We start from the raw sequence: 17,475 nt of genomic DNA, 5'->3' as shown, positions 1-17,475 counted from the left end.
CCCCTATACTGCCCCTGCCGGAGCCGCGTCAACATGGGGCGCCGGCGCGACGCAACCAAGCGGGCGGCACCGCGTTCGCAGCGATGATGTATCGCGCCTGTTTTCTTCCTTTATTGCTGGCCCTTGGCGCCTGCGACGCATTACCACGCGACGCGGCTGGAACGACCGAGCGGATCTCGCGCGAGCATGCGATGCGCGTGGCGGTGCTGCCCGGGACGCCGGATGCCGCGCCTGCCCTCGCCCTGCTCGACGCCTATGCGACCAAACATCGCGCACGCCTGATGCTCGTTGACGCGCACGGCGAGCATGCAGCACGTCAGCTTGAGGACGGCCGCATAGACGCGCTTATTGGCCATTTTTCGAAAGTGTCGCCATGGATGGCGGACATTTCGCTGTCGAAAGCGGTGGCCCATCCCGAGCCCGATGACAGCCAGCAGCCGGTGCTGCGCATCGCGCGGCGGAATGGCGAGAACGCCCTGATCCTTGCGACCGACCGGGCGGTCGCGGCGGCGGCACGATGAGCCTCCATGGCGGCATTCCCCGCGCGATCGCGGCCGACGTGCGGCACGGCGAACGGCTTGAATATTGGACGCTCGGCTGGATGGCGAGTGTGGTGCTGGTGATGTGGCTCGTGATGGGGGCGAGCCAGGCGATGAAAGCGGCGGTAATCGAGGACTTGCTGAGTCTCGTTCCGGCATTCGTCTTCCTGCTGTCCGTGCATTGGGAACGGCGCGGACCAAACACGCGCTTTCCCTTCGGCTATCGCCGTGCGAACAGCCTTGCCTTTCTGGTCGCTGCGACCGCGCTGCTCTCGGTCGGCGGCTTTCTTGCCTATGAGAGCGTGTCGACGCTGATCCGGCAGGAGCATCCGACCGTCGGCGGGATCACGCTGTTCGGCCAGACGATCTGGCTCGGCTGGCTGATGATCGCGGCGCTTGCTTATTCGGTTGTACCGCCGATCATCCTCGGCCGGATGAAGCAACCGGTCGCCGAACGCATCAAGGACAAGGTGCTGCATACCGACGCGCTGATGCAGAAAGCCGACTGGCAGACGGGGCTTGCCGGTATCGCGGGAATTATCGGAATCGGAATCGGCTGGTGGTGGGCCGACGCGACCGCCGCGCTATTCATTTCCCTGTCGATTATCAAGGATGCGATCGGCGCGCTGCAACAGGCGGTTGCCGAGCTGCTCGACGGCACACCCCGCGCGCTCGATTCCAACGCGCTTTCCGACGATGCAAAGCAACTGAAAGCCACGCTGAAAGCACGGTTCGGCGATGTCGAAATACGGCTTCGCGAAACGGGGCGCTATATCGCCGCCGAAGCCGACTGCGCGCCGCCGGCGGCGATTCCCACGGCAGCGGAATTAATGGGCGACGATCTTGCCTGGCGCCTCGCGAGCCTGAGCTTTCGTCCTGAACCGGTCAAGGCGAACCCCTAAAGCGTCTTTGCCGCGTCCATCGCAAGCGCGACCGAATGCTTGCGCGCATCATGGTCGTACATCGACGAGGCGACAATGATCTCGTCGACGCCGGTTCGCGCCTGAAATGCCTTGAGACCTGCCGCGACATCGTCGACTGTCCCGACCGCCGAGCATTGCAGCACGTGGTCGAGAATCGCGCGCGCGTTGGGCGGAAGGCTGTCCTTATAGCCCGCTAGCGGCGGCTTCATCTTCCCGGGATTGCCGGTGCGTAAAGCGACGAACGCCTGCTGCTGCGACGAGGCAAGCAGTTCGGCCTCTTCGCGCGTGTCGGCTGCGAAGACGTTGAACGCCGCCGCGGCGTAGGGTTCGGACAATTGCTCCGACGGCTTGAATTGTCGGCGATAGATGTCGAGCGCCTCGTCGAGCGCGTCAGGCGCGAAATGGCTGGCGAAGGCATAGGGCAAGCCCAGCATCGCCGCGAGCCGCGCGCCGAACAGGCTCGACCCCAAAATCCACAGCGGGACATTTGTGCCCTCGCCCGGCACCGCGCGGATGCCCAGCCGGTCGTCGCCGGCAAGGAAGGCCTGCAATTCGACGACATCCTGCGGGAATTGCCGCTCGTCGCTCGCGAGGTTGCGGCGGAGCGCGCGCGCGACGACGCCGTCCGACCCCGGCGCGCGGCCAAGCCCCAGATCGACGCGGCCGGGGAACAATGCTTCCAATGTGCCGAACTGCTCGGCGATCACCATCGGGGCGTGGTTCGGCAGCATGATGCCGCCCGCGCCGATACGGATGCTTTGCGTGGCGTGACCAAGGTGCGCGAGCACGACCGACGTTGCGGCGCTGGCGATCCCCGCCATCCCGTGATGCTCGGCCACCCAGTAGCGTTTGTAGCCGAGCGCCTCGGCGTGCCTTGCTAGATCGGCTGCGTTGGCGAGCGACTGGGCGATCGTGCCGGTGTCGGTGACGGGCACGAGGTCGAGGAAAGAGAGTTTTGGCATGAAACTTATATGCGGCCGCGAGGACGATGGTTCAAGCTCAGCGCTTCGCGGGCGGCGCGAAGAAAAACTATGCCCGCTCGTCCTTGGGCGAATCCATCAGCACATAGGTGGTGATCGAATGCACCTGCGGCAGCACGCCCAGCACCTCGGTGTGGAAATGCTTGTAGCTCGCCAGATCCGCCGTTTCCACGCGCAGCAGATATTCGATTGTGCCGGTGATATTATGGCATTCGCGCACCTCGGGCGCGTCGGCCACCGCCGCTTCGAAATCGGCCTGCGACTTCTTGGTGTGCGACGACAGCCCGACGGTCACATAGGCGATGAAGGTCAGCCCGAGCTTCGCCGGGTCGATCACCGCGCGATAACCCTTGATCACCCCGCTGCGTTCGAACTCCTGCACGCGGCGCAGGCAGGCAGATGGGGAGAGGCCGACGCGATCGGCGAGTTCGAGGTTCGAGATTCGCCCGTCGTGCGACAATTCCTGCAATATCTTGCGGCCGATAGCGTCGATCTTGATCATAGATTGCATAATTTAGCCGAATGCGGCCCATCTTTGCAATCCGCCGCGCATCGAAACGCATTATGTTGCGCGAATGAACCAGACCACCCTCGCCGCGCTCTCCGCTTTCGCGCTCGTCTCGTCGGTCACGCCGGGGCCGAACAATATGATGCTGATGGCATCCGGCGCCAATTTCGGCCTGCGCCGGACGGTTCCGCATGCCCTGGGCGTCGGCATCGGTTTCACGCTGATGATCGTCCTCGTCGGCGTCGGGCTGATGGGGCTGTTCGACCTGTTCCCTATGCTGAATATCATATTGAAGGTGGTGAGCGTTGCTTATCTCCTCTGGCTTGCTTGGAAGATTGCGAACGCCGCCGCGCCCGACACGACCGGCAGCGCGCGCGGCAAGCCGATGAGCTTTTTCCAGGCTGTGCTGTTTCAGTGGGTCAACCCGAAGGCCTGGTCGATGGCGCTCACCGCGATCGCGCTCTACGCACCCGATCGAAATTTCGCCGCGGTGCTGCTCGTCGCGGTGATCTTCGGCATCATCAACCTGCCCTCGACCAGCCTGTGGGCGGTGATGGGCGTGTCGCTGCGCGGCTGGCTGTCGAGCCCGGCACGGCTCAGGGCGTTCAACTGGACGATGGCGGCGCTGCTCGTCGGATCGCTCGCGCTGCTGATCTGATTGCAAGGTTTCATCGCGCAACCTAAAGACGGGCTCCCCTCCCCCTGACCGGAGAACGAGCCATGCAAAGCCGCCGCCTCGGAAAAAGCGCCATCCACGTCTCCGACATCTGCATGGGGACGATGACATTCGGCAGCCAGACCGACGAGGCCGAGGCGTTCCGCATCCTCGACCGCTGTTTCGACGAAGGAATCAATTTCTACGACACCGCCGAAGGCTATCCGGTGCCGCCCGATATCAAATGGGTCGGCCGCACCGAGGAGATCGTCGGGCGCTGGATGAAGACCAAGCCGCGCGACGCGATCATCATGGCGACCAAGGTGTCGGGGCCGAGCCACGTCTGGTTCAAGTCGCCGTGCCGCAACGGCATGACCGCGCTCGACCGCAAGAACATCATGCAAGCTATCGACGATAGCCTGACGCGGCTGCAGACCGACTATGTCGATCTCTACCAGACGCACTGGCCCGACCATGACGCGCCCTATGACGAGATGATGGACGCGCTCGACGAACTCGTCCGTGTCGGCAAGGTCCGCATCCTCGGCTGCTCGAACGAAACGAGCTGGGGACTGATGAAATCGCTCGCGGCGTCGGAGAGACTGGGCGGTGCGCGCTATCACACGATCCAGAACAATTTCAGCCTCAATAACCGCCGCTTCGAAGACGAATTGGCGCAGGTGTGCCGGCAGGAAGGCGTCAGCCTGATCCCTTACTCGCCGCTCGCCGGCGGCGTGCTTTCGGGCAAATATCAGGGCGGTGCGACCCCCGACGGCGCGCGCTTCTCGCGCTACCTCCAGATGGAAGGGCGCCAGGCGGCAATGGGTCGCCGCTTCGTCAACGAAAAGAGCCTTGCCGCGACCGAACGCTATATCAAGATCGCCGAAGAGGCCGGGCTGCATCCGGTAACGATGGCGACCGCCTGGTCGAAACAGCACGACTTCGTCGCGTCGACGATCGTCGGGGTCAGCGCCTATGATCAGGTCGATCCGATCCTCGATGCGATGGAACTGGTGCTTTCGGACAATGTGATGAAGGCGCTGCACAAGGTCAGCAAGGACATCCTCTACCCGATGGGATGACCGCTCGGCCATTGGAGGATCAACGCATCGCCGACCCGCAGCGAACGCCACGCCCGCGACAGCCGATCGAAATCGGCAAACACACGCGATTGCTCGGCATCGATCCGCGCGCGCTCGTCGGCGAGGAGCGAGGAGCGTTTCCGTTCCACCTCGCCAAGCGCCGCGCGCTGTGCCCCGCTGTCGGGGCGCGTGCTGCTGCGCCAGCCGATATCGAAGACGAAGGCGGCGAGTTCGGACAATTCGCCCTCGCGGCCCTGCGCCTTGATCAGCTTCGCGCCCTTTGCGACCTGTTTGCGCGCCGCGTGCTGGCGTTCCTTCGCCGACCGTGCGCCGTCCGCTTCTACATGGAAGGAACCCGCGTCGCCGCCCGCCGCAATCTGGCCGAACACGCCGGTTTGGAGCCCCATCGCCGCCTCGACAACGAAATGCACCATGTCGTGCGGGAGATCGGGATCGAAGCCCGGTGCGGGGTCCATCACCAATGCCGGTAGCCCGGCGCGTTCGATGCGAATGCTGTAGCGGCGTTCGCCCGACCGGATGAAATGGACTTTCATGGCCCCCGCCTATAGGCTCTGCGGCGCTTCCACTAAAAGGATTTGCGATGACTGCTGCCCGCCGCCAGCGCGTCTATGCGAGCTATGCCGCGAGCGGCGGCGCGCACGCGCACTAACCAAGGGCGCCGCGCATCAGGCCAGCTCGGCCTTGAACAGCTCGAGCATTCGCCCCCACGCCTTTTCGGCCGCCGTTTCGTTGTAGGCGCGGCCGTCGGGCGGGCACCAGCCGTGCATCGCGCCGGCATAGACCTCGACCTCGTGCCAGTGCGGCGACGGTGCGAGGGCTTCCTTCAGCAAAACCTTCTCGTTTGGGGCTTCCTTGTCGTCATTGTCGGCGATCGCGAAGAGATAGCCGGCATTGGTGTCACCGATCAGCAGGTGCGGGCTGTCGGGCTTGTCGGTCGCGACGCCACCGCCATGGAAGCTCGCCGCCGCGCCGACGCGGTTCGGATCCAGCGCTGCGGTGTAGATCGTCATCGCGCCGCCCATGCAATAGCCGGTGGTGCCGATCCGGCGCTTGGTATCGACCTCTTTCTGCTCGTCGAGGAAAGCGAGGTGCGCTTTGGCGTCGGTTTCGACGATCGGGCGGGTAAGTTGCTTCAGATAGCCGAACAGCTTCTGACGAACCGCGTCGTTACTCCAGTCGTTCGCCGCGTCGACGACGGGCGATTTCTGCCAGCGGTAGAAGGGATTGACCGTCAGCACCGCATAGCCCTCGCCCGCCAGTCGGTCGGCCATCTGGCGAAAGGCGGGACGCAGCCCGCGAATGTCGGGCCACACCAGCACGCCAGGATGCTTGCCCTCGGCGGGCGCGACGAAATAGGCGTCGCATGTGCCGTCGTCGGTCTTGATCGCGACGTCGCGCCCCTTCACGGGCTTACCCGCCATCGCGCGCGCCGGCAGCGCCGCGATCAACGCGCCGGCGCCCGCCAGCGCGGCAAAGCTGCGCCGCGCAACGGGCATTCCGGCACGGTCGAGGTCGGCTTCGGTATCTTCGGTGCACATCGCTTCTCTCCTTGGGGCGCTTTTCGAAAACCGCAGAAAACTGGCGTAGCTTCCTCATAGTTACAATCTCTTGGCCGGTTCGCGAACCGGGTGTCCGACTCGAAGCTAATCCAGCGATCCAGGGTAAAACAGCAAAATTTTTAGAAGAGCGACGATGGTCATCGCCACGGCGCTAGCGGACGGAGGGCATTTCACGATCCCTGTGTTCGGGCAGCCAGAGCGAGACGCGCGTGCCGCCGGCGGCGGGCGCCGCAAAGCGGCATTCTCCACCCAAGGCGCGCGCGCGGGCACGCATGTTGGCGATCCCCTTGCCGGTCCCACTCTCCTCACTCGCGAAACCTTTGCCATCGTCGGCGATCTCGATCGAAATCCCGGCGACATGCTCTCTGGCGGACGGCGACAGCCGGATGACGATGCGCGTCGCCCCCGCGTGGGTCAGCACATTGCTGAGCGCTTCCTGGATAATCCGAAGCATGTGCAGCGCGTTGGCCGCGTCGAGCCATTCGAGCGGCGGGCACGGTTCGACGTGCCAGTCGAGCGCGATCCCGGCGCGCCTGAGGTCGGGCTCCATCCTGTGCCGCAGGTTGGCAAGGAGCGTAACCACGTCGCCATCGACCGGCGCCAGCGAATCGACCGTCAGCTTGAGGTCGGAGATCGCCCGTTCGAGGGTCGCGATCGTGTCGGGATCTTGCTCGCGCCGGCGCGCGACGGCGAGCGCGGTGACCAGGTTCGACCCGATGCCGTCGTGCATCTCGCGCATCAGGCGCTCGCGTTCGGAATCGATGGCGCGTTCGACCTCCATCCGGCGCCGGGCGCTTTCGCTGCGCGCCAACGCCTGTGTCGCATGTTCGACGCGCCGCTCGAGTTCGACGTTGGTTTGCTCGACGACGTCGAGAGCGCGCAGGATGCGCCGCCCGATCGAGAAGAGAAAGGCCGTAAACAGCGCCAACCCCGTATAGGGCTGGGCGTGGAAGCCCAGGCCATCCCACCAGAGGATGTTGGGGACCCGGCCGAGATCGTGGAGGGCAAAGGCCGTCGAAACGCCCAGCGCACCGATCAGGACAAGATGCTCGATCGTCCGCTGGCGCAGCCAGGCGGCAAACAGCACGACGAGCATCGCGACAACGATTCCCAGCGTCATCAGATTGCTCAATACGTCGGTTGCGGTAGAGCGGACAAGGAACAGGCGGAAAAGGCAGAGCGACAGGCCAAGCAAAAGCAGCGCGCCGATAATGCGACGCCGACGACGCGGCTTCATGAATTCGACGCAGAAGCACAGCGACGTGATGATTGCGGGATACAGCGAATAATAGGTGATCTGCTGAAACAGCCACGGATCGAAGGGCGCTTCTTCGGCAAAAAAATGATAGTCGCGCACGAACCACGCGAAGCCGGTCATCGCGAGCCAGAATAACTCCATCTCCTTGCGGCGCCACAGCCACATGACAAAGATGATCGCGGACAGGAAGATCAACGCATAATTGGCACCGCGTGCGCCCGAAATACGCCAGAAATAGCGATCGGCGTGGAGCGCGGCGAGGCTTTCGCGCGGCCCCACCCACACCGACCCGACGCCAAGGTTGAACTCCCTGCGCGACGCGGTGTGCAGGATTATTTCGTTGACGCCGGGCTTCACCAGCGCGTCGGGCACGGTGATCAGATAGGGGCGGTTCCATCCTATCGCCGGCGCGGCTTCGCTTCGATAATTGCGGTAAACGTCGACGCCGTTGAAATAGACGGTGAGCTTTTCGCGATTATTCTCGGTCAGGATCGCCAGATGGTCGCCATCGACATCGCTCCGGTCGAAGCGCATCCGCGCCCATGCGCCGAGCCGTCCGGGCCGCAAGCGCCGCGCTTCGTCCGAAAGCCAGATCTGCGGCATCGTCCGCCGATGCCACCCTCGCGCGGGGATGTCGGACTGGGCGCTGAGGACGAAATCGGCGTCGGTGAACTGGACAATCCGCCCGTGGTCGGAAACGCGCGCGACGAAACCGTTGGTCGCCCCCGCTTCGGCAGCGAAGGCCGGCATGCCGGCGGCCGCAAGCAGGAAGCAGAAGATCGCGCCCGCGATCCGCTCAATTGTCATCGAGCATCCCGCGAAGCGTCGCTTCATAGACCGCCTCCGACCGCGACCTGACCTCCAGCTTGCGATAGATATGCTTGACGTGCGTGCCCACGGTGTGCGGCGAGATGTCCATGATCCCGGCGCACTCCGAATAGGTGAAACCGCGTGACAGGAGGCGCAGCGTTTCGGTCTCGCGTTCGGACAATCGCTCCTCTTCCTCGGCCACCGATATGGCTGGCTGGAGCCGCTTGAGCAGGATGCGCGCGATGATCGGGCTGATCGGCGAACCCCCGCGCCGGATTTCGCGGATTGCCTCAACGCAGTCGTCGAGCCGCTGGTCCTTGAGCAGATAGCCGCGCGCCCCCGCCTTGATCGCCTCGATCACCTTCGCATGATCGGCGAACATGGTGAGCACCAATATGTCGGCGTCGGGGTCGCGCGACGCGGCGCGGCGGATCAAGTCGGCCCCGTCGCCGTCGGGCAGGCCCAGATCGCACACGAGCACGTCGAAACCGCCGCCCTCGACCAGCCGTGCGCCGTCGGCATGGGTCGCCGCGGTCGCCACGACAGCGCAATCGCCCGACGCTCCTATCGCCGCGCCGAGTTCCGCCTGGATCAACGGATCGTCCTCGATGATCGCAATGCGTATCATGGCCCCGCCCTTTCCGAGCTTGTCAGCGCCCCCTTGTCGCAGATTGCCCGCCCGCCGTCATTATTTCGATATTCGGGTGAAGGAATATTCCATCGGGGTCCCCTTCGGCATCGGCTGGGAAGTCTTGAAGCTGTTGCCGTCGCAGGTGTAGCTGACGACGCCGTCGGACCCCGCCGCACCCGGAAAGCCAAAAGGCGTCGTGACGCTATGTTTGGGCGTGCTGCCCGTCACCGCGCCCGTCGTGCGGTCGCCGCTGTTGAAACAGGCCCGAACTTCACCATTTTTTGCGCTCCAATATCCCGTCGTCGGCGCCATCTGCCCCCGCGCCCTTGCGGTCACCGGGTCCTCGGATGTCGTGGTCGGATCGTCGGGCCGATAGAATTTGATGTCCATCGCGCCATTCTTTGTCTGGAAACTGCCGTCCGATTTTAGCGTGAGGTCGAGCGGCGTGACCTCGGCGCGTGGCATCTGTACCTTGCCCATCTGGACATTGCGCTGGACCCATTCGAGCGGACCGCCCCCGGTCTGGCGCCAGTTGCCGATCAGGCACTGGTCGATCACCGGCGGCGCGCCCAGGCAGCCGCCCGCCGCCGCGATCACCTTGGTCTCGCACGTATCCGAATTATGGGTAACGATGCTGCCGTCGGGGCGGATGATCTTGGTGTCGCCGGTCGCAGGATTATGGCCGATCATCGTTCCGTCGGGATAGCGGATCCATCCTTCCGGGGTTGCGCTCGCCTCGCCGCCCGACGGGTCGGTTGGCGGGGTGGTCAGCCCGTCGTTCCATTGCAGGTTGCCATCGCCGTTGCGGCGTGTACCCGGATCGCGGGCTTCGGTGATGCGGCCGTCGGGGTGGCGCGTCTTGGTCAGCCCGGTCGACGGATCATGCGTTACCACCGTGCCGTCGGGAAAGGATACCAACCCGTCCTCGGCGATCTTGCCCGCGCCGCCCGCCGGGTCGGTTCCGGGCAAGCGCACGCCGTCGCCCCAGACGAAATAGCCGTCGACAAGTACCGGCATCCGGATATTGCTGCGCGTGACCTCGCCGTCGGGATGGGTGATGGTCGTCTCGCCCGTGTCGCTGTTGTGCGCAACCGTCGTTCCGTCGGGATAGCGGAGCGATCCGTCAGGCAGCAGTACCGCGGGGCGGCCATCGAGGTCGGTATCGCGCACTTGCGTCCCGTCGCGGTAGATATAACGGTCGCCGGCATGGCGCGGTCGATCGACCGGCCGCGCCGCCATGCCCGCTCCCGTGGGAATGCAGCCGCTGAACGGCCCTCTTGGTTCGGGGGGCGGCGGTCCGGTCAGCACCGGCGGCGAGAATACGCCGCTGGCCCAGGCGAGGCCCGTCAGTAGGGCCGCGAGCGCCCCGGTTCCCGCGACGATGGTCTTGCGATTGGCCATATCGCGCCTCCCTATTCGCGCGGACGCAATGGTTCGACCGGCCGGAAATCATCCGAGCGACCGATACGGTTGGGACCGCAGCGCATGCCGATGACGCCGTTGCCCGGATGACGCTGGCCGTTGCCGTCGATCACATTGACGATCCAGTAATCGTGCCGGCAGATCGTTGCCGGCGGGGTGACGTCGGCCCAGCTGCCACGCCGGTGCAGCTTGCCGCCGCGCACGACCTGATAGGTCTCGCCTTCGGTCGGGTGGATGGGCAGGACTGTGTTCGACCGGATCGCCGTCGCCACGGCCCGCGGATCGTCGACCAGCGGCGTGAAGGTGATGCGTCCGACGGCCTTCTGCATGTCCTTTTTGAGCGTGATGCGAAAGGGACGCGCGAAATCGAGGGTGCAGGGGGTGATCGTCGCCACCGAGCGCGAAGATACCGAGGTGCAAGGGCCGTCATAGGGCGGCGACGGCAGGGCGCGGCCAGGAACGGCCGCCTGCGTCAGCGGGCGCGGCGCTGTCTGGACGAGGTTGAAGCGGCTCGCCCCGCGAACGGGCGCGTCGGCGCATCCGCTCCAGTCGAGCGCCAGCGCGCGGGGTCCGTTCGAGCGCAGCGAATGCGCGGCGAAGCGACCCCAAAAGCCCCCCGATGGGACGGGGAAGGACGAAGGTACCGGGCCGCGCGGGCTGCTGCACGGACGATGCGCGCGGTCGGCGCGCGCCGATTGCGGGGCGCGAACCCACCGCCCGTTCCATTCGCGTCCGGCGTTGCCGAGCGATCCCCAAAAGACCGATCCGTCGTCGAGGGTGAATATGGCGGTCGCGCCGACGATCCGCATCTCGCCCGCTCCCCATGGCGTGTCGTAACGGCCCGGATCGATTGCCGGTGCCGGCGCGGGTTCGGCGCGCGCTGGTATCGCGACGGCGGCGAGCAGCGCCGCCACGGAAACGCCAATCCAGTTCTTCATCGCGCATCGCTCCTGCCTGTTGACTCCATCGAAGGGGGCATAAGCGGATCGCCGCCGCCCGGGCATCCCATGAACTGGGGATGGGAGCGCAAGGCGCCGCTTGGTAGGTCAACCGCGAGAACGACAGAGGTCGCCGCGGTCGCCGCCTTCACTCTCGTTGCCGGAGAAGATCATGAAACACATCGCTATTTCGGGCTTAATCCTTGCCGCATCGCTGGCCGTGACAGCCTCGTCCGCCTCCCCTCCCACCGCCCTTGCGGCCGCCGCGACGACCGCGCAGACCGCCGACACCCCCTGTGTCGACAGCGAGGGCGCCAACACGGGCTTTTTCTGCCAGCCGCTGTCGTCGAAAGGAAAGCTGATCCGGGCGTGCGGCAAGAAGAAGCCACAGGATCTCGCGACGTGCCAGGGAGAAACCGCCCTGGCGTTTTGCCAGAGCCGCGCCTTTGCGAGCGCCGCCGCCTATAACCTCGACGCGCAGGGCAATCTTGCCGAGGTGGTATGCACGCGCGCGCCGGTACAGAGTGCAGCAGCCGCACCGGCCGCCCCCGTCCCGCAAGCCGTCGCGGCCGCCCCGATCGAGGAATGGCAGCCGATGTTCAACGTCAACCTGCTCGGTTACGACCACCGCGAATTCGGACTCGCGCGGCGCGACGACTGGAAAAGCTGCAAGGCGGCGTGCGACGGCGACGGCCAGTGCCAGGCCTGGACCGTCAGCCAGGAGGCCAGCACCTGTTATCTGAAATGGGACGGCAATCCCGAACTGCTGTCGTCGAACAATTGCTGCATCACTGGGATCAAGGGCATGGCGAGCGCCGGAGCGGTGTCCGCGCAAAAGAAAATCCGCACACCCGAAGAATTGAAACGACTCGGCTCGCGCGTCCAGGGCGCGGCGGAGGACGAGATCGGACGCCGCGCCGAAGACGCGGTTCGCCGTAGCCTCGGCGGCATCCTCGGCGACAATTGAGCAAAGGAAAAGATAATGGCGATGCGAAAGCTCCATTCGATGCTGCTTCTGAGCCTTGCCGCGACGATGGCTGTAAGCACTTCTGCGGCGCCGCGTCCGGACGCGCCCGACAAGGCGACACCGGCGAAGCCCCGTCCCAAATTCGACCCGCCGGGCGTGATATGCCAAGGCGACCCCGCGATTTCGCGGATCAACCTGATCAAGGGTGCCGCGCCGGGTTCGGTGACCGTGACCGTCGAAACCCGCAATCAGGGGACTGGCGCCTGGCGTTCGCGTGCCGGCCAGCAGGTGCTGGCCGTGATGGTGCGGAACGGCAACACCGGGGCGGTGTCGCGCCATAGCTGGCCGCTGCATGCGAGGGCCGAGGCGGGGACAAGTATGGGCACTTACGGCACGCCGCTGATCCGCGATGCGTTCGACACGTTCGAATTTCGCGGGACGGTCGAGGCAAAAATCAGCTACGATCCCGACATCCTGATCGACGGCAACAGCTGTAACGATGATCGCAACATGGCCAACAATGTCCGGCGCGTGAGCGACAGTGAGGTCGGGCGGTTTCTGGCGGGCGACGCCGCCCGCATGCAGTTCTAGCCGTGGCTAAATCCGATCACCGGCGGCCGCTGTGCGCCGTAGCCGTCTGCCTGGCAATCGCGGCCGCATCGCCCGCCGTCGCCCAGATTCGCCCGGCGACAGTTCCCCCGATCAGGCCGGCGATAGCCAAGGAGGTTTTCGCCGCCAATTTCAGGCTGGGCCAGCCGCAGTGTGCGCCGGATTACAGCCGCGCGACCGTCCCCGTGTCCGCGCGCGTCCTCCTGCCCGCATCCATGGCGGGAACGGCGAAGCTCGGCTATGCGATCCATGTCGACGGCGCGAACAGCGGATCGGTGACCGCCACGGTGCAGCGCGATCCGGCGGGCAGGCCCTATTTCGATGTCGCGCGCACGCTGACGCTGCGCACCGCGAGCCCCGAAACCCTGCTGCGGCTTTACGTCAACGGGCGGGCCTTCGGCGGCGTCGAAACGGTCGCGACGCCCTGCCGGCTGCGCGGCGTGCCCGACAGTCGCGCCGCGACGGGCCAGCCGCGCTACCCCGATCTTGCGCCCGGCCCGGTCGTCATCGCCGAATATGTGCCGCCGATGCCGCCAGACCCGCCGCCGAGTTGGCCGATCGCTCCCGTGCTTTCGCTCGGCCGACCGTTCGGGCTGGGTTCCGCCGTGCTGATCGAAAACGACGTGCGCCGGCCCCTCGAACTCTGGCGGCAGACGTCGCGGAATTGCCCGAGGAAGAGCGATGCCTTCGTCACCGTGCGTTTCTATGTTTCGATCGTCGCCGACGGGATCTCGGCGAGAGATTATTTTCCCCACGAACGCACTTATTACTTCCTGTCGGGCAATCCCGAGCAACAGCGGCAAGCACAGGGATATTATCTCGACACGCGCGGCGGTTCGCCCACGCCGCCGACGGGTGAGCGCGCGCTTCCGGCCGGCTATGAATGGGCCGTATTCGACCGCATCCTGCCGTGTACGCTCAGCGGGATTTTCGAGTTCCGCATTGACCAGGCCAACCGGCTGCGCGAGCGCGACGAGGGGAATAATATACTGCGAATGCGATATGCGACCGTCCGGCCGTAGGTTTTGTGCGGTGCCCGCGTCGTCAGGCGCGGTGGAGCGCAAACGCGTGCAGCGCTTCGTACGTCGGCGCGACATGATGGACTCCGACGCCGCGCAGCGTCTCGCCGTGACCGGCGCGATCGACGATATGCCCCGCGCCGCAGAAACCCACGACGGTCATCCCGGCCGCGATTGCCGCGCGCGCGCCGGTCGGAGAATCCTCTATTGCGAGGCACGCGGCGGGATCGACGCCGAGCCCCTTTGCCGCGGCGAGATAGATATCGGGATGGGGTTTGCCGCGATCCCAGCCGTCGGCGCTGTAGATATGGTCGGCGAAATGGTGGCGGAGACCGAACAGGCCGAGCGCCCAGTCGATATATTCGGCGCGGCTTGACGAAGCGATGGCGCGGGGCGTGGCGCCGAGCGCGCCCAGAAAATCTGCAACGCCCGGAACCGCGTCGAACCCGTCCATAAAGCGTGCCCGCGCGCGGGTGCGGTGCGTCTCTCGAAAATCGGGAGGCAGCAGGCGCCCGAAGCGCGCCTCGATCCGTCGCTGCGTTTCCTGCCAATTATGGCCGTAATAGTCGCGCAAACTCTCTTCATAGGTCGTGGGCATGCCCGCCGCGGTCAGGCTTTCGGACAGCGACAGGTTCGCACGCACTTCGCTGTCGGCGATCACGCCGTCGAAGTCGAAGATGATGGCGGCAAAGGACATTGGCTCAGGGCATAGCCCTGGCCTCGCGCGAATAGCCCCACGGCCCTTCGCCCGACCAGCCGCGGCCATCTGGAAATACGAGTTTGAGCCCGCTAAGTTGCTCGGGCGCGAACAGGCGCATGTTGACGCCCATCAGATCGACCGCGCCGCCCATCCGCTCGACCAGCCCCTCGGTCGCCGACCAGTGCGTCGAACAACCGCAGGTGGGACAGAAATGCAGGTCCGAATTGGGCTTCGCCCGGTCGGCGCGGTTATAGGTCTGCGTTTCACCCTCAATCGCAACATCCTTCGGCGAATAATAGGCCCAGATGATGCCGTGCGAGAAGCAGAGCGAGCAATTGCACTCAGCCACTTCCTCGGGCGCCTTGGTGAGGCGCACCGAGACGGCACCGCAGTGGCAGTTGGTGTTCCAGGTCATTCGACCGTCACTGACTTCGCCAGATTGCGTGGCTGATCGACGTCGGTGCCTTTCGCAACCGCGACATGATAGGCGAGCAGTTGCACCGGCACCGCATAGACGAGCGGCGCTATCAGCGGGTGGACCTTGGGCATTTCGATCGTCGCCATGCAGCCGTCGCCGGCTTCGGCGAGGCCTTCGGCGTCCGAAATCAACACGATCTTGCCGCCACGCGCCATGACTTCCTGCATGTTGCTGACGGTCTTTTCGAACAGCGGACCCGAGGGCGCGAGGACGATCACCGGGACCGCCTCGTCGATCAGCGCGATGGGCCCGTGCTTCATTTCGCCCGAGGCATAGCCTTCGGCGTGGATGTAGGAGATTTCCTTGAGCTTGAGCGCGCCTTCGAGCGCGAGCGGATAGTCGGGCCCGCGGCCGAGGTAGAGCACGTCGCGCGCTGGGGCGACGAGATGCGCCATCTTGGCGATATCCTCGTCATGCGCGAGCGCGGCGTTGAGCGCCGCGGGCGCTTCGATCAGATGCTTGACGATCTCGCGTTCGTCGGCGGCGCTCAGCTTGCCTTTCTTCAGAGCGAGATGCGCGGAGAGCGCGGCGAGCACTGCAAGCTGGCAGGTGAAAGCCTTAGTCGAGGCAACGCCGATTTCGGGACCCGCGTGGGTCGGCAGCAGCAGGTCGGCCTCGCGCGCCATACTGCTGGTCGGCACGTTGACCACGACCGCGATCGTCTGACCGTTCGCCTTGCAATGACGGAGCGCCGCGAGCGTGTCGGCGGTCTCGCCCGACTGCGAGATGAAGAGCGCGAGCCCGCCGGGTTGCAGCACCGGGTCGCGGTAGCGGAATTCGGACGCGACATCGATGTCGACGGGGACGCGCGCAAAGGTCTCGAACCAATATTTGGCGACCATACCCGCATAGAAGCTGGTGCCGCACGCGACGATGGTGATGCGGTCGATCTTCGACAGGTCAAAGTCCATCTGCGGCAGCGCAACCGTCTGTTCGAGCGGGCGGATGTAGGAGGACAGCGTCTGCGCGACCACGGTCGGCTGCTCGAAAATCTCCTTTTGCATGAAGTGGCGGTAATTGCCCTTCTCGACCGCCGCAGCGGTGACGCCCGAGGTCGTGATCTCGCGCGTCACCGGGTTGTTTTCGGCATCGAAAATCTGTGCGCCGTCCTTGGTAATGACCACCCAGTCGCCTTCGTCGAGATAGGCGATCTTTTGCGTCAGCGGCGCGAGCGCCAGCGCATCAGAGCCCAAATATGTCTCGCCCTCGCCATAGCCGACGACGAGCGGCGAGCCGAGGCGCGCGCCGATCAGCAGATCGGGATGCTGGCGGAAAGCGATGGCGAGTGCGAAGGCGCCGCGAAGCAGCGGCAGCACGGCCTGGACCGCCTCCTGCGGCGACTTGCCGGCCTCGACCTGTTCGCTGACGAGATGCGCGACGACTTCGGTGTCGGTCTCACTTTCGAAGTTGCGCCCGCGCTCCTGCAGCGCCTCGCGCAGCGGTTTGAAGTTCTCGATGATCCCATTGTGGACGAGCGCGACTTCGCCCGTCGCATGCGGGTGCGCGTTGCTTGTCGTCGGCGCGCCGTGCGTCGCCCAGCGCGTATGCGCGATGCCGACGGTGCCCGGCGCGGGGTTATTGCCAAGTTCCTTGACGAGATTGTTGAGCTTGCCTTCGGCGCGGCGGCGGATCAGCTGGCCGCCCTCAACTGTGCAGACGCCCGCCGAGTCATAGCCGCGATATTCCATGCGCCTAAGGCCATCGACCAGCCGGTCCGCGACCTGGCCCTTGCCGATGATTCCGATAATTCCGCACATATTCTCTTACCTTCATTCAGAGCGTATAAGGCACGCGAATCCCCGGCATGGATGCGGGAAAGACTTTGATATTCCGCGTAATCAGGATGCGGCCGCTTATTTGTGCCGTCGCCAGTACGAAAGCGTCGGCCAAGGTCAACCCTTTGCGTTCGGCGCGCAAGGCGGCAGCGCGGCGCGCGACGGCATCGCCGATTTCCTCGACCGCGAAACAGCCGAGGAAGGCCTCGACCGCCTTCACCGATTGAGGGTCGGCGGCCGACATTACTTCGGTCCAGCTCACGCGGCTGACGCTCTTGCGCCCCGCGCGGCGAATCTCGCTGCGCGCCGCCTCGACACCGTTCAATGCATCGATCAGGATGTCGCTGTCGAACTGCGCGTCGATCATTCGCGCTTGCCCCTCAGCCGCCGCTGATATTTGAGGCCGTCGCCGATGTCGTCGCGCGCGCGCCAGATGCCAAAAGCATTGTCGATCGCGTCACCCGAAATATCGGCGCGATAGGCCGTCACGGCGCGCCGCACCAGTTCGGCGCGCGACACGCCCTGCTCGACAGCAAGCGCGTCGAGCCACTGAATATCGTCGTCAGGAATGTCCGCGAGGAAACGCATGCATCATTGATAT

The 17,475-nt window shown here is 65.2% G+C and carries 20 protein-coding genes; 7 read left to right on the top strand and 13 right to left on the bottom strand.

The features are described from left to right. Positions 1–83 precede the first annotated feature (83 nt). The gene (locus ATE71_RS12220) at positions 84–521 is read left to right on the top strand and encodes a hypothetical protein (RefSeq protein WP_152998760.1); all 438 of its coding nucleotides are present in this window, start codon (positions 84–86) and stop codon (positions 519–521) included. Beyond that, positions 518–1,441, top strand: coding sequence for a cation diffusion facilitator family transporter (locus ATE71_RS12215; protein ID WP_058803581.1), 924 nt, complete (start codon positions 518–520; stop codon positions 1,439–1,441). Before ATE71_RS12220 ends, ATE71_RS12215 begins: the two co-directional genes overlap by 4 nt. On the opposite strand, the gene ATE71_RS12210 is transcribed toward ATE71_RS12215, so the two are convergent. Continuing rightward, positions 1,438–2,424 (bottom strand): LLM class flavin-dependent oxidoreductase, encoded by a 987-nt coding sequence (locus ATE71_RS12210; RefSeq protein WP_201022946.1) that lies wholly within the window; start codon positions 2,422–2,424, stop codon positions 1,438–1,440. The two genes, ATE71_RS12215 and ATE71_RS12210, sit on opposite strands and share 4 nt — an antisense overlap. A gap of 67 nt (positions 2,425–2,491) precedes the next feature. Beyond that, positions 2,492–2,953, bottom strand: coding sequence for an Lrp/AsnC family transcriptional regulator (locus ATE71_RS12205; RefSeq protein WP_235587995.1), 462 nt, complete (start codon positions 2,951–2,953; stop codon positions 2,492–2,494). Between the two features lie 64 nt (positions 2,954–3,017). Between ATE71_RS12205 and ATE71_RS12200 the strand changes: the two genes are divergently transcribed. After that, positions 3,018–3,608 carry a LysE family translocator gene (locus tag ATE71_RS12200; RefSeq protein WP_058803578.1) on the top strand — a complete coding sequence of 197 codons (591 nt, stop codon included), beginning with the start codon at positions 3,018–3,020 and terminating at the stop codon, positions 3,606–3,608. Positions 3,609–3,670: 62 nt separating this feature from the next. Next, the gene (locus ATE71_RS12195; protein WP_058803577.1) at positions 3,671–4,687 is read left to right on the top strand and encodes an aldo/keto reductase; all 1,017 of its coding nucleotides are present in this window, start codon (positions 3,671–3,673) and stop codon (positions 4,685–4,687) included. On the opposite strand, the gene ATE71_RS12190 is transcribed toward ATE71_RS12195, so the two are convergent. From ATE71_RS12190 to ATE71_RS12165, 6 genes are all read right to left on the bottom strand, one after another. Continuing rightward, positions 4,672–5,241 (bottom strand): hypothetical protein, encoded by a 570-nt coding sequence (locus ATE71_RS12190; RefSeq protein ID WP_058803576.1) that lies wholly within the window; start codon positions 5,239–5,241, stop codon positions 4,672–4,674. The two genes, ATE71_RS12195 and ATE71_RS12190, sit on opposite strands and share 16 nt — an antisense overlap. Before the next feature lie 132 nt (positions 5,242–5,373). After that, the gene (locus ATE71_RS12185) at positions 5,374–6,246 is read right to left on the bottom strand and encodes a dienelactone hydrolase family protein (RefSeq protein WP_058803575.1); all 873 of its coding nucleotides are present in this window, start codon (positions 6,244–6,246) and stop codon (positions 5,374–5,376) included. A 172-nt stretch (positions 6,247–6,418) separates the two neighbouring features. After that, a complete protein-coding gene (locus ATE71_RS12180) occupies positions 6,419–8,332 on the bottom strand; it encodes a sensor histidine kinase (RefSeq protein ID WP_058803574.1) in 1,914 nt (637 codons plus the stop codon). Continuing rightward, positions 8,322–8,963, bottom strand: coding sequence for a response regulator transcription factor (locus tag ATE71_RS12175; protein WP_058803573.1), 642 nt, complete (start codon positions 8,961–8,963; stop codon positions 8,322–8,324). Before ATE71_RS12175 ends, ATE71_RS12180 begins: the two co-directional genes overlap by 11 nt. A gap of 60 nt (positions 8,964–9,023) precedes the next feature. Next, positions 9,024–10,367 (bottom strand): hypothetical protein, encoded by a 1,344-nt coding sequence (locus ATE71_RS12170; protein ID WP_058803572.1) that lies wholly within the window; start codon positions 10,365–10,367, stop codon positions 9,024–9,026. Positions 10,368–10,378: 11 nt separating this feature from the next. Continuing rightward, positions 10,379–11,326 (bottom strand): hypothetical protein, encoded by a 948-nt coding sequence (locus ATE71_RS12165; protein WP_058803571.1) that lies wholly within the window; start codon positions 11,324–11,326, stop codon positions 10,379–10,381. 172 nt (positions 11,327–11,498) lie between these two features. Between ATE71_RS12165 and ATE71_RS12160 the strand changes: the two genes are divergently transcribed. From ATE71_RS12160 to ATE71_RS12150, 3 genes are read left to right on the top strand one after another with little or no spacing between them, the layout of a single operon-like run. After that, positions 11,499–12,293 (top strand): PAN domain-containing protein, encoded by a 795-nt coding sequence (locus ATE71_RS12160; protein ID WP_058803570.1) that lies wholly within the window; start codon positions 11,499–11,501, stop codon positions 12,291–12,293. Positions 12,294–12,308: 15 nt separating this feature from the next. Continuing rightward, positions 12,309–12,884 carry a hypothetical protein gene (locus ATE71_RS12155; RefSeq protein ID WP_058803569.1) on the top strand — a complete coding sequence of 192 codons (576 nt, stop codon included), beginning with the start codon at positions 12,309–12,311 and terminating at the stop codon, positions 12,882–12,884. A 2-nt stretch (positions 12,885–12,886) separates the two neighbouring features. Continuing rightward, positions 12,887–13,924 carry a hypothetical protein gene (locus tag ATE71_RS12150; protein WP_058803568.1) on the top strand — a complete coding sequence of 346 codons (1,038 nt, stop codon included), beginning with the start codon at positions 12,887–12,889 and terminating at the stop codon, positions 13,922–13,924. Between the two features lie 22 nt (positions 13,925–13,946). On the opposite strand, the gene ATE71_RS12145 is transcribed toward ATE71_RS12150, so the two are convergent. From ATE71_RS12145 to ATE71_RS12125, 5 genes are read right to left on the bottom strand one after another with little or no spacing between them, the layout of a single operon-like run. Continuing rightward, positions 13,947–14,618 (bottom strand): HAD family hydrolase, encoded by a 672-nt coding sequence (locus tag ATE71_RS12145; RefSeq protein WP_058803567.1) that lies wholly within the window; start codon positions 14,616–14,618, stop codon positions 13,947–13,949. 4 nt (positions 14,619–14,622) lie between these two features. After that, positions 14,623–15,036 (bottom strand): GFA family protein, encoded by a 414-nt coding sequence (locus tag ATE71_RS12140; protein ID WP_058803566.1) that lies wholly within the window; start codon positions 15,034–15,036, stop codon positions 14,623–14,625. After that, positions 15,033–16,856: a glutamine--fructose-6-phosphate transaminase (isomerizing) gene (gene glmS / locus ATE71_RS12135; RefSeq protein ID WP_058803565.1), complete on the bottom strand. Its 1,824-nt coding sequence runs from the start codon at positions 16,854–16,856 to the stop codon at positions 15,033–15,035. The genes ATE71_RS12140 and glmS overlap by 4 nt, the downstream gene beginning before the upstream one ends. Positions 16,857–16,872: 16 nt before the next feature. Further along, on the bottom strand, positions 16,873–17,241 hold the full coding sequence (locus ATE71_RS12130; protein WP_058803564.1) for a PIN domain-containing protein: 369 nt from the start codon (positions 17,239–17,241) through the stop codon (positions 16,873–16,875). Further along, a complete protein-coding gene (locus ATE71_RS12125; RefSeq protein WP_058803563.1) occupies positions 17,238–17,462 on the bottom strand; it encodes a ribbon-helix-helix protein, CopG family in 225 nt (74 codons plus the stop codon). Before ATE71_RS12125 ends, ATE71_RS12130 begins: the two co-directional genes overlap by 4 nt. Between the last annotated feature and the right edge of the window lie 13 nt (positions 17,463–17,475).

Source organism: Sphingopyxis sp. H115 (genome assembly GCF_001468465.1).
Classification (GTDB): Bacteria; Pseudomonadota; Alphaproteobacteria; order Sphingomonadales; family Sphingomonadaceae; genus Sphingopyxis.
This window is presented reverse-complemented; position numbering and strand designations above follow the sequence as displayed.